Raw genomic sequence first — 11,056 nt, 5'->3', positions numbered from 1 at the left:
TTGTCCTGCGTTGGGCTGCGAAGCGGCCCCAGTAAAGGCACTGCAATTTTCCTGAAAGTACTCAGTGTCTGGGTTTGGGGCCGCTTCGCAGCCCAACGCAGGACAAGCCTGCTCGCCACAGGAGAAAGTGGCTGCCTTCAAAAACTGGCAGACCGATGTCGCGGGCAAGCCCGCTCCCACAGGGGATTTGCGCTGTTTTAGGACAAAAATTTCACGCTGCGTGTTATATCGTAACCAATTGTATGTAAGTGGACGTGAAGTAGATGCAAGTGGATCTGGCAGCTGACGGCGCTTCGGTTGAAGGCCTTCCGCGTTTTCAACAGGGGTTGTTCCATGCCCGCCGATTGCGCCAAGCGGGCATCAGCCTGACGGCCCTGGCCGTGGCCGGTTGGGTGCTGGCGCTGTTTGTCGCGCTGTTTGCGCCGCTGTCGATCTGGCCGGTGGTGTTGATCAACTGCGCCTCTGCCTTGCTGGTGCTGGTGGCCGGGTTGCAATCGGCGTGGTGGGTAGCGGATTGGCGCGCCCAGGCGCTGGAAACGCCCACGGGTGAAGTGATCGAAGCCTCCAGCGAAGAAGTTGGCGCGTTCGCACGGGCGATCAATCGGTTTGGCAGCGGCTTGCTGGCACAGGTTGGCGCGCCGGTGCTGTGGCTGTGCGGCTGGTCGTTGCTGGCGCTGATCAGCGTCATCGAATTCTGGAACCTGGCCTTGCCCGCCGCCGCGGTGGGGCAATCGGCAAGCATCGGCGCGGCGGTGGCCCTGGCGTTGGCCTTTGGCTTGTTGGTGTTCGAGCGCCGCTTGGCCCAGGAAACCGCCGCGCAATGGCCGGAAGCGTCCCAGCTGGCGCAGTTGAGCCGCGTGGCGATTGTCAGCCTGGTGCTCAGTGCGATCTGCCTGCTGTTTGCCGGTGCCGAATCCGTCTGGCCGCTGCGCCTTGCGGTGTTGACGGGGCTGTTGCCCGCGCTGGTGGCGTTGGAGTTTCTGCTAAGAGGCGTGCTGTCACTGTTCAGCCCGCGCCAGCCGCGCCTCGAGCCGCGCTTGATGGCGCAAAGTTTTATCGCCGGCCTGCTGCGATGGCCACCCCAACCCTTGCTGGCGTTGCAGCACGAATTGCACAACCGCTTTGGCATCGACCTGCGCCAGATCTGGGCGTTTACCTACATGCGCCGGGCGTTTTTGCCGGTGCTGTTGGTGGTGCTGGCGGTAGGCTGGGCGTTGACCGGCGTGCACGAAGTGCCCCTGCAAGGCCGTGGGATTTATGAGCGGTTCGGCAAACCCGTGCAAGTCTTCGGGCCTGGCTTGCATGCCGGGTTGCCTTGGCCATTGGGTCGCGTGCTGAGTGTGGAAAACGGCGTGGTGCATGAATTGGCGACCAGCGTCAGCGAGGCCGCCGCGCCGGAGTTGGCCTCGGCAGAAGGCCCGGCGCCGCTAATCGCCAACCGCTTGTGGGACGCAAGCCATGTGAATGACAAGTCCCAAGTGATCGCCAGCAGCAGCGGCGACAAGCAGAGCTTCCAGATCGTCAATATGGATGTGCGTTTCGTCTACCGCATCGGCTTGACGGACAAGGCTGCGCTGGCCGCCACCTATAACAGTGCGGATGTGCCGACGCTGATTCGCAGCACCGCCAGCCGCATCCTTGTGCATGATTTTGCCTCGCGCACCCTCGACGAATTGCTCGGTGAGCAACGCACCAGCCTTGCCGATGAAGTGGGCCGCGCCGTGCAGGCAGACCTTCAGAAACTCGACAGCGGCGTGGAGATTTTGGCCACGGTAGTCGAAGCGATCCACCCACCGGCAGGCGCCGCCAATGCCTATCACGGCGTGCAGGCGGCGCAAATTGGCGCTCAGGCGCTGATCTCCCGTGAGCGCGGGGCTGCCAGCGAGCAAACCAACCAGGCGTTGCTGCAAGCCAGCACTGCCCGCGACCAGGCGGTGGCCACTGCCCGTGAAGTCAACGCGGGTGCACAAGCGGCCGACCTGCGTTTTACCGCCGAACAAAAAGCCTACGCCACGGCGGGTCGTGCCTTTGTGCTGGAACAGTACCTGGGCCAACTCAGCCAAGGCCTGGCCAATGCCAAGCTGCTTATTCTGGATCACCGCCTGGGCGCCGATGGCGCGCCGACGATCGATCTGCGTTCTTTTACTTTGCCGGCCGACCCGATGGCGCCGCGTAAAGCCGTTCAATAAGGAGTCTGTCTGTTGAGCGCTCATTCTCACGATCACGGTCATCACCATCATCACGGCCACCATCATCACCACCATGGTGATGAGCAGGCCGCTGGCCCATTCCCTTGGCGGCGTATGGCCTGGGCGGTGTTGCTGGTGCTGTTTGCCGTCGCGGCGGCGAGCCTGGTGCAGGTGCGTTCCGGTGAAGCCACGGTGATTACCCGCTTCGGCAACCCGGCGCGGGTACTGCTGGAGCCGGGCCTGGGCTGGCGCTGGCCGGCGCCGTTCGAAGCGGCGATCCCGGTAGACTTGCGCCTGCGCACCACCTCCAGCGGTTTGCAGGATGTGGGCACCCGCGATGGCCTGCGCATCATCGTGCAGGCCTACGTGGCGTGGCAGGTGCAGGGCGATGCCGACAATGTGCAGCGCTTTATGCGGGCGGTACAGAACCAGCCGGATGAGGCGGCGCGGCAGATTCGCACCTTCGTCGGCTCGGCGCTGGAAACCACGGCGGCTAGCTTTGACCTGTCGAGTTTGATCAACACCGACGCCAGCCAGGTTCGCATTGCTGATTTCGAGGCACAATTGCGCCAGCAGATTGATCAACAATTGCTTACCACCTATGGCGTGCGCGTGGCGCAAGTGGGCGTCGAGCGCCTGACGTTGCCTTCCGTGACCCTGACCGCCACCGTCGACCGCATGCGCGCCGAGCGCGAAACCATCGCCACTGAACGCACCGCCGTGGGCAAGCGTGAAGCCGCGCAGATTCGCTCCGCTGCCGAGCGCGATGCGCGCATCGTGCAGGCCGATGCCACGGTGAAAGCCGCTGATATCGAAGCCCAGTCGCGGGTTGAGGCGGCGCAGATTTATGGGCGTGCCTACGCAGGCAACCCGCAGCTGTACAACCTGCTGCGCTCGCTCGATACCTTGGGCACCGTGGTCACGCCGGGCACCAAGATCATCCTGCGTACCGACGCTGCGCCGTTCCGTGCACTGGTAGACGGGCCCAAGGACGTTCAGCCATGACCGAGCGTGACGGCCCGGACAGCCCGTGGATCCAGGCCGGGCGCCTGACCTTCCTGGCGCTGTACGCGGTGACGGTTCTGGCCGCATTGGCCTGGGCGTTTTCGAATGTGCGACAGATCGACCCGCAAAACCGCGCGGTGGTGTTGCACTTCGGCGCGCTTGACCGCATCCAGAACGCCGGGCTGTTACTGGCGTGGCCGCAGCCCTTTGAGCAAGTGGTGCTGTTGCCGGCGGCGGACCGTGTGATCGAGCGGCGCGTGGATAACTTGTTACGCTCCGAGGCGGCGATCCAGGCCGACCGCGTGGCCAGTTTTGCCACGCCGTTGAGCGATGCGCTGGCCGGTTCCGGCTATTTGCTGACGGGCGATGCCGGTGTGGTGCAGCTGGATGTGCGAGTGTTCTATAAGGTCACCGAGCCTTACGCCTTTGTGTTGCAGGGCGAGCATGTTCTGCCGGCCCTGGATCGGCTGGTGACGCGCAGCGTGGTGGCACTGACCGCCGCGCGCGACCTGGACACGATTCTGGTGGCGCGCCCTGAACTGATCGGCACCGACAACGGCGCCGCCGAACGCCGTGAGCGGCTGCGCGGTGATCTGGTGCAAGGCATTAATAAACGCCTGGCGCAGCTGGCCTCGACGGGCTTGGGCTTGGGCATTGAAGTCACTCGAGTCGACGTGCAATCGAGCCTGCCAGGTCCGGCAGTCAATGCCTTCAACGCCGTGCTGACGGCCAGCCAGCAAGCTGACAAAGCCGTGGCCAATGCCCGCACCGACGCGGAAAAACTCACCCAGACCGCCAACCAGGAAGCCGATCGGCTGGTGCAGGTTGCCCACGCCCAGGCCAGCGAACGCTTGGCCAATGCCCAGGCGCAAACGGCGACGGTCGCCAGCCTGGCGCAGGTTAAAGACCCGGGCTTGTTGCTGCGGCTGTACCGCGAGCGCTTGCCGAAGATTCTAGGCCAGGCAGGTTCCGTGACCACCGTCGACCCTAAAGACGACTCCCGCTTGATCATTCAGGGAGCCGAGCAATGAGCGCGCCCATGTTGACCTCCGCCGAGCAGCGCAGCGCTGCCCGGCAATTAACCCTGGCGATGTTGGCCTTGGGACTGCTGGTGCTGGGCCTGGTCTGGCGCTGGCTGGCGCCGGACCAGACCGGTGTCAGCCAATTGCTGCTGGGCGTTGCGTCCTTGCTGGTGGCCGTGCCGGTGATGCGCTCGGCCTGGTACAGCCTGCGTTACCCCAGCCTGCATGGCATCACCGACCAATTGATCGCCCTGGCGATGCTGGGTGCCTGGGCCACCGGTGATCTGCTGACGGCCGCCTTGCTGCCGATCATCATGATCTTCGGCCATGTGCTGGAAGAGCGCAGCGTGATTGGCTCCCAAGAAGCGATTCACGCCCTGGGCAAACTGACCCGCAGCCATGCGCGGTTGGTACAGGCCGATGGCAGCATTATCGAAGTGGATAACGGCACGCTGAACACCGGCGATATCGTCGAAGTACGTGCCGGTGACCGCGTGCCCGCCGACGGCGTGGTGCTGTCGGGCCAGGCGAGCCTGGACACGGCGCCCATCACGGGTGAGTCGGTGCCGTTGGAAGCCAGTGTCGGTGTGCAGGTGTTTGGCGGGGCGATCAACCTGGATGGGTTGTTGCGCTTGCAAGTGACGCGCACCGGCAATGAGTCGACCTTGGGCAAGGTCATTGCGCTGATGCAGAACGCCGAGCGCTCCAAGCCGCCGATCACGCGGCTGCTGGAGCGTTACGCCGGCAGCTATATGGTGCTGGTGTTGCTGCTGGCAGCGGTGACCTGGTTTGTCACCAATGACGCCCAGGCAATGTTGGCGGTGCTGGTGGCGGCATGCCCGTGTGCCTTGGTGCTGTCGGCGCCGGCCACGGCGATTGCCGGGATTGCGGTGGCGGCGCGTCATGGGATTTTGATTCGCAGCTCGGCGTTTCTGGAAGAGCTGGCGGACCTGACCTCGTTGGTGGTCGACAAGACCGGCACGCTCACCTTCGGCACGCTGCGCTTGCAGTCCATCGAAACCACGGCGCCGGATCGGCAGGTGTTGTTGAATCTCGCCGCCAGCCTTGGTTCGGCCAGCAGCCACCCGGTCAGCCGTGCGCTGGCGGGTTTGGCCACGCAGGAACAAATGTTGGTACTGACGGACATCCGCGAACGCCAGGGCCTCGGCGTTGTGGCGCAAACCGAACAGGGCGAGGCGGCGCTGGGGCGGCCGGAGTTGTTCGAGCAACTGGGTATTGTCACCACTGCTGTGCCGAGCCATGACGGCCCGATTGCCGGGCTGGCGTTGAACGGGCAGTTCCTTGCCTGGTTGTTGTTGGCGGACAGCGTGAAGCCGGAAGCACGCCAGGCGCTGCAAGAGCTGCGCGACCTCGGCCTGGGCCGCCAGCTGCTGCTGACCGGCGACCGCCAAAGCGTGGCCGACAGCCTGGCGCTCGACGTCGGCATCAGCGATGTCGAGGCGCAGGCTTTGCCGGAAGATAAGCTCAACCGCGTACTGGGAGAAATCAGTAGTGGGTTCCGCCCAATGGTAGTGGGTGACGGGATCAACGACTCTTTGGCTCTCAAAGCGGGCGTGGTCGGCGTGGCCATGGGCGCGGGCGGGGCGGACATCGCCCTGGCATCGGCGGACGTGGTGTTGATCGGCAGCGATCTGCGTCGCCTCGGCACCTGTGTGCGCTTGAGTCGTCAGTGCCGACATACGTTGCAGGTCAACGTGATCATCGGCCTGGGCTGGACGCTGGCCATCGTGGTGTTCGCCGCGTTTGGCTGGTTGGGCGCTGCTGGCGCAATGATCGCGGCGGTGTTGCACAACCTCAGCACCCTGTTGGTACTGGGCAATGCCGGGCGTTTGCTACGCTTCCAGGAGCCGCTTTTGAAGCTGGATGAATAATTTTCAGAAATATTTGCACACAGCTGTAACGCCGATGAGGGACCTCACTCTAGTGGTATGTCGAGACTGAACAATCCGTTCAGACCGATTCCACTACCGATCATGAGGAATACAAAAATGAACTTCAAATCCGCTGCTGCTGGTGCCGCCCTCGCAATGGCCGCTGCTACCATGTTTGCTGGTGTTGTCACTCAGGCTCAAGCCGCTGACACCGCTGTGCACTGCTACGGCATCAACGCATGCAAAGGCCAGAACGATTGCAAAACCAAAGACCACGCGTGCAAAGGTCAAGGTTCTTGCAAAGGCCAGGGCTTCCTCGCCAAGCCTTCTGCTGATGCCTGCATGAAGGCTGGCGGCAAAGTCGGCGAATAACCGGCAACTCAGTGCTCCCGCAGCGGATGCCCCCACCGCTGCGGACACTTTGCCCAGGAGTGTGTGATGTCCGCTTCCCTTACAAGTCTGGGTTACGGCCTGGGTTTACGCAGTGAGTACTACCAGCAGATCCTTGAGCAGTCGCCGGCCGTGGATTGGTTCGAAGTGATCTCCGAGAATTATCTGGTCCAGGGCGGTAAAGCCTTGTACTACCTGGATGCGATAGCCGAGCGTTATCCCCTGGTGATGCATGGTGTGTCCCTGTCCATCGGCGGGCCGCATGCCCTCGATACCGATTACCTGAAACACATCAAACAGCTTGCCGAACGCATTCAGCCTGCGTGGATCTCCGATCACCTGTGCTGGAGCCGTGGCAGTGCCCATCAGTTGCACGACTTGCTGCCGCTGCCTTACACCGAAGAAAGCCTATACCACGTGGCTGGCCGCGTGCGCCAAGTGCAGGATGTATTGCAGCGCCCACTGGTGCTGGAAAACGTCTCCAGCTATGTGCGCTCCAAGGCTGATGAGTTCACCGAGTGGGAATTCCTCAATGCCCTGGCCCATCTCACCGGGTGCCAACTGCTGCTGGACGTGAACAACGTATATGTCAGCTCGCGTAACCACGGGTTTGATGCCTGGACGTTTATCCGCAGTTTGCCGCCTGAAAGTATTCGCCAGCTGCATCTGGCCGGGCATATGGACTACGGTGATTATGTGGTCGATACCCATGACCATCCGGTGTGCGATCCGGTATGGGCGCTTTATCAACAGACGCTTGAGCACCTGGGGCCGGTGTCGACCTTGCTGGAACGCGATGACCATTTCCCACCGTTCGAAGAGCTGCTCACCGAATTGAGCAAGGCCCGTGAATTGGGTGCGACTGCGTTGGCCAGGAGATCGTTATGCGCCTGACCGATTGGCAGCTGGCCTTTGAGCAGCACCTGTTATCTGAAAACTCAGCCGCCAACAGTGGCTTTGCCGCGACTTTGCTCGGCGGGCCAACCCTGGATGTGGACACGGGCCTGGCGATTTATCACAACGCCTACCTGTCACGCTTGCAGGAAGTGCTGCGCCATGACTTCGGTGCCATTTGGTATTGGCTCGGCGATGATGAGTTCGCATCACTGACAGAAGCCTATTTGCGCCGTTATCCGTCCGCCCATTACAGCCTGCGTTGGCTGGGTGAGCGGTTCCCGGCGTTTATCGTCGAGCACCTGGTGGCTGAGCAGAGCGCGCCGCTGGCTGAGCTGGCACGGTTGGAATGGGCTTTTACCCTGGCGTTTGATGCGCTGCAGGGCGAACCGCTAAGCCTGGAGGCCATGGCGCAGTTGGCGCCCGAAGAATGGCCGGCGTTGCAGGTGAGCCTGGCGCCGTCGGTGCAGCAGATGCTGTGTCACTTCAACACCGTGGCAATCTGGCGGGCGAGCAAGGATGAGTCGGAGTTTCCCGACAGCCACGCGCTGGAGTTGGCGCAGATTTGCCTGGTGTGGCGCCACCAGAACGTGTGCCATTACCGCAGCCTGGAGCCAGCGGAGGCCTGTGCCTTGGCGGGCATGGTGACCACCGGCTGGAATTTTTCAGAACTGTGCGAAGCGCTGGTAGTCACTTATGCAGAGGGTGCGCCACTGCAAGCAGTGACATGGCTGAAACAGTGGATCCAGGATGGTTTGCTCGAGCGTCGAGCCCCATAGAAGAAGGCTATTAAATCGATAGCCTCCTACTTTGTCTTCGGATGGTCTACCCTCACTCCAGACGTCTGAAACAAGGGGGGACTACTCATGCTCGCGCAACTTCCACCGGCCTTACAGAATCTTCAGCTACCGCTGCGTCTTCGACTCTGGGACGGCCATGAATTCAACTTGGGCCCCGAGCCCAGTGTGACCATCGTGGTGAAGGACCCCACGGTCGTGTCCAAGCTGACCCATCCAACGCTCGATGCTTTGGGCGAAGCCTTCGTCGAGGGCAAGTTGGAGCTGGAAGGCTCCATCGCCGAGGTCATCCGGGTATGTGACGAGTTGAGTCATGCCCTGATCGAAGACGACGAGGGGAGTCGTCCGGTGCGCTCGATCCACGACAAGGCCACTGACGCAGCGGCCATTTCCTACCATTACGACCTGTCCAACGAGTTCTACCAGCTATGGCTGGACCAGGACATGGCGTATTCCTGCGGGTATTTCGAAACCGGCAGCGAATCCATCGACCAGGCCCAACAAGACAAATTTCGCCACCTGTGCCGCAAATTGCGGCTGCAGCCGGGTGAGTATTTGCTTGATGTAGGCTGCGGCTGGGGCGGGCTGGCGCGATTCGCCGCGCGCGAGTTCGGGGTCAAAGTGTTTGGTATCACCTTGAGCAAAGAGCAACTGGCACTCGCCCGGGAACGGGTGAAAGCCGAAGGCCTGGAAGATCAGGTCGACCTGCAACTGCTCGATTACCGCGACCTGCCGCAAGATGGCCGTTTCGACAAAGTGGTGAGCGTGGGCATGTTCGAACACGTCGGCCACGCCAACCTGGCGGAGTACTGCAAGACACTGTTTGGCGCGGTGCGTGAAGGCGGCCTGGTAATGAACCACGGCATTACCGCCAAGCACACCGATGGCCGACCTGTGGGCCGTGGCGCCGGGGAGTTTATCGAGCGTTACGTATTCCCCAACGGCGAGCTGCCGCACCTGGCGATGATGACCGCCGAAATCAGTGAAGTCGGGCTGGAAGTGGTCGACGTCGAAAGCCTACGCCTGCACTACGCGCGCACGCTGGACCATTGGAGTGAGCGCCTGGAAGACAACCTCGAAGCGGCGGCGAAGATGGTGCCGGAGCAGGCATTGCGTATCTGGCGGCTGTACCTGGCCGGTTGCGCGTATGCGTTTGCGCGGGGCTGGATTAATTTGCATCAGATATTGGCGGTGAAACCCCATGCCGATGGCAGCCATGAATTGCCGTGGACGCGGGAAGATATCTACCGCTGATTCAACGCATCGAAGATCTAAAACTGTGGGAGCTGGCTTGCCTGCGATGGCGGTGTATCAGGACTGGATAGTTGCCTGATACACCGCCATCGCAGGCAAGCCAGCTCCCACATTTGTAGTGTGTTGTGGGCTAGAGAATCGGTGAGATAAGCCGCGCCACTCGCATGCCCAGTTGTTGCAGGCGACGGGTCTCGCGGCTTTCTTCCTGGCTGACTTCATGTGCGAGGGCAAAGTCGTCCAGCAGCATGTGTTCCACCTCGCTTGCAAACGCCTCGTCCACCGTCAGCAGCATCACCTCAAAATTCAGCCGGAACGAACGGTTGTCCATGTTCGCGCTACCGATGGCGCTGATTTCGCTGTCCACCAACACGACTTTTTGATGCAGAAAACCTGGCTTGTAGCGGAATACCCGCACGCCTGCGCGTACCGCTTCGATCGCGTAAAGGCTGGACGCGGCGTAGACGATGCGATGGTCGGGGCGCGACGGCAGCAGCAGGCGCACGTCAACACCGCGCAGCACGGCCAGGCGCAAGGCCGAGAACACCGCCTCATCGGGCACGAAATACGGGCTGGTGATCCACACGCGTTCGGTCGCCGCATGAATGGCTTCGACAAAAAACAGTGAGCAGGTTTCATACGGGTCGGCCGGGCCGCTGGCGAGCAATTGGCAGAGCACGCCGTCCTCGGGGTAGGTGTCCGGCAAAATCAGCGGCGGCAGCTCGCGCGCCGCCCAGAACCAGTCTTCGGCAAACGACTCCTGCAGGCACGCCACCACCGGGCCGGTGACCTGTACATGGGTGTCACGCCAGGGTGCCAGCGGCGGCTTTTTGCCCAGGTATTCATCGCCGACGTTGTGCCCGCCGACAAACCCGGTAATGCCGTCCACCACCACGATTTTACGATGGTTGCGAAAGTTGACCTGGAAGCGGTTAAGCCAGCCGCTGCGGGTGGCGAACGCTTTGACTTTTACCCCCGCGTCGCGCAGCGATTGCACATAACGATGGGGCAGGGCGTGGCTGCCGATGCGGTCGTAGAGCACATGAATATCTACACCTTCGGCAGCTTTTTCCTTCAGCAGCGCATGCAGCTGTCTGCCAAGCTCGTCGTCATGAATGATGAAAAACTGGAACAGTACTGCAGTTTTGGCATTGCGAATGGCGTCGAAAATCGCGCTGAACGTGGCTTCACCATTGATCAGCAAACGCACTTCATTATTGGCCAGGCACGGCATGCGCCCCAGTTTGGGCATGGCGCGCAAGGAACCGTAGGCGCTGGAGTTGCGCGCGGCCAGGGCTTCGTCGACCCACGGGCGCCAGTTCAGCTCGGTGATGGCGGTGTGCATTTCCTGGTTGGCTTGGCGACGTGCCTGGATGTACGCGTCGAAGGTGCTGCGGCCGAAGATCAGGTACGGGATCAGCGTCAGGTAAGGCATGAACATCAGCGACAAGGCCCAGGCGATCGAGCCTTGGGCGGTCCTGACCGTCAGCACCGCGTGGATCGCCGCCAGCGTCCCGAGAAAGTGCAGCGTGGCAATGAAGTAGGCGAGCAGGTGCGGGCCAAAAAAATCCATGAACGACATTACTCCAGGCAATCGAGTGCCTAACAGACCATGT

At 61.9% G+C, this 11,056-nt stretch carries 9 protein-coding genes; 8 read left to right on the top strand and 1 reads right to left on the bottom strand.

The annotated features are described in order from the left end of the window. Nucleotides 1-263 precede the first annotated feature (263 nt). The 8 genes from hflK (K0H48_RS27640) to cfaB all read left to right on the top strand — a co-directional run bounded on the left by hflK (K0H48_RS27640) (nt 264) and on the right by cfaB (nt 9,443). Complete coding sequence (gene hflK, locus K0H48_RS27640) at nt 264-2,189, top strand: protease modulator HflK (protein ID WP_219337490.1); 1,926 nt, start codon at nt 264-266, stop codon at nt 2,187-2,189. Between the two features lie 9 nt (nt 2,190-2,198). Next, nucleotides 2,199-3,194, top strand: a complete 996-nt coding sequence (gene hflC, locus K0H48_RS27635) for a protease modulator HflC (protein WP_170037021.1) — start codon at nt 2,199-2,201, stop codon at nt 3,192-3,194. Beyond that, the gene (gene hflK / locus K0H48_RS27630; protein ID WP_219337489.1) at nt 3,191-4,225 is read left to right on the top strand and encodes a protease modulator HflK; all 1,035 of its coding nucleotides are present in this window, start codon (nt 3,191-3,193) and stop codon (nt 4,223-4,225) included. Before hflC ends, hflK (K0H48_RS27630) begins: the two co-directional genes overlap by 4 nt. After that, nucleotides 4,222-6,108, top strand: a complete 1,887-nt coding sequence (locus K0H48_RS27625) for a cation-translocating P-type ATPase (protein ID WP_219337488.1) — start codon at nt 4,222-4,224, stop codon at nt 6,106-6,108. Before hflK (K0H48_RS27630) ends, K0H48_RS27625 begins: the two co-directional genes overlap by 4 nt. A gap of 117 nt (nt 6,109-6,225) precedes the next feature. Then, nucleotides 6,226-6,480, top strand: a complete 255-nt coding sequence (locus tag K0H48_RS27620; protein WP_200431096.1) for a hypothetical protein — start codon at nt 6,226-6,228, stop codon at nt 6,478-6,480. Between the two features lie 66 nt (nt 6,481-6,546). Then, complete coding sequence (locus K0H48_RS27615; protein ID WP_138813222.1) at nt 6,547-7,392, top strand: DUF692 domain-containing protein; 846 nt, start codon at nt 6,547-6,549, stop codon at nt 7,390-7,392. After that, the gene (locus K0H48_RS27610; RefSeq protein WP_219337487.1) at nt 7,383-8,171 is read left to right on the top strand and encodes a DNA-binding domain-containing protein; all 789 of its coding nucleotides are present in this window, start codon (nt 7,383-7,385) and stop codon (nt 8,169-8,171) included. The genes K0H48_RS27615 and K0H48_RS27610 overlap by 10 nt, the downstream gene beginning before the upstream one ends. Nucleotides 8,172-8,258: 87 nt before the next feature. Then, on the top strand, nt 8,259-9,443 hold the full coding sequence (gene cfaB / locus K0H48_RS27605) for a C17 cyclopropane fatty acid synthase CfaB (protein ID WP_219337486.1): 1,185 nt from the start codon (nt 8,259-8,261) through the stop codon (nt 9,441-9,443). 130 nt (nt 9,444-9,573) lie between these two features. On the opposite strand, the gene cls is transcribed toward cfaB, so the two are convergent. Next, nucleotides 9,574-11,013 carry a cardiolipin synthase gene (gene cls / locus K0H48_RS27600; protein WP_200431037.1) on the bottom strand — a complete coding sequence of 480 codons (1,440 nt, stop codon included), beginning with the start codon at nt 11,011-11,013 and terminating at the stop codon, nt 9,574-9,576. Between the last annotated feature and the right edge of the window lie 43 nt (nt 11,014-11,056).

It is taken from the genome of Pseudomonas sp. Xaverov 259 (assembly GCF_019352915.1).
In the GTDB taxonomy this organism is placed as follows: Bacteria; Pseudomonadota; Gammaproteobacteria; order Pseudomonadales; family Pseudomonadaceae; genus Aquipseudomonas.
The sequence above is the reverse complement of the archived record's forward strand: the minus strand, read 5'-3'. Positions and strand labels throughout refer to the sequence as shown.

Excerpts from the sequence above, each read along its gene's own strand:
- hflK (WP_219337490.1), top strand. The coding sequence starts at position 264 with ATGCAAGTGGATCTGGCAGCTGACGGCGCTTCGGTTGAAGGCCTTCCG.
- hflK (WP_219337489.1), top strand. The coding sequence starts at position 3,191 with ATGACCGAGCGTGACGGCCCGGACAGCCCGTGGATCCAGGCCGGGCGC.
- K0H48_RS27625 (WP_219337488.1), top strand. The coding sequence starts at position 4,222 with ATGAGCGCGCCCATGTTGACCTCCGCCGAGCAGCGCAGCGCTGCCCGG.
- K0H48_RS27620 (WP_200431096.1), top strand. The coding sequence starts at position 6,226 with ATGAACTTCAAATCCGCTGCTGCTGGTGCCGCCCTCGCAATGGCCGCT.
- K0H48_RS27615 (WP_138813222.1), top strand. The coding sequence starts at position 6,547 with ATGTCCGCTTCCCTTACAAGTCTGGGTTACGGCCTGGGTTTACGCAGT.
- K0H48_RS27610 (WP_219337487.1), top strand. The coding sequence starts at position 7,383 with ATGCGCCTGACCGATTGGCAGCTGGCCTTTGAGCAGCACCTGTTATCT.
- cfaB (WP_219337486.1), top strand. The coding sequence starts at position 8,259 with ATGCTCGCGCAACTTCCACCGGCCTTACAGAATCTTCAGCTACCGCTG.
- cls (WP_200431037.1), bottom strand. The coding sequence starts at position 11,013 with ATGGATTTTTTTGGCCCGCACCTGCTCGCCTACTTCATTGCCACGCTG.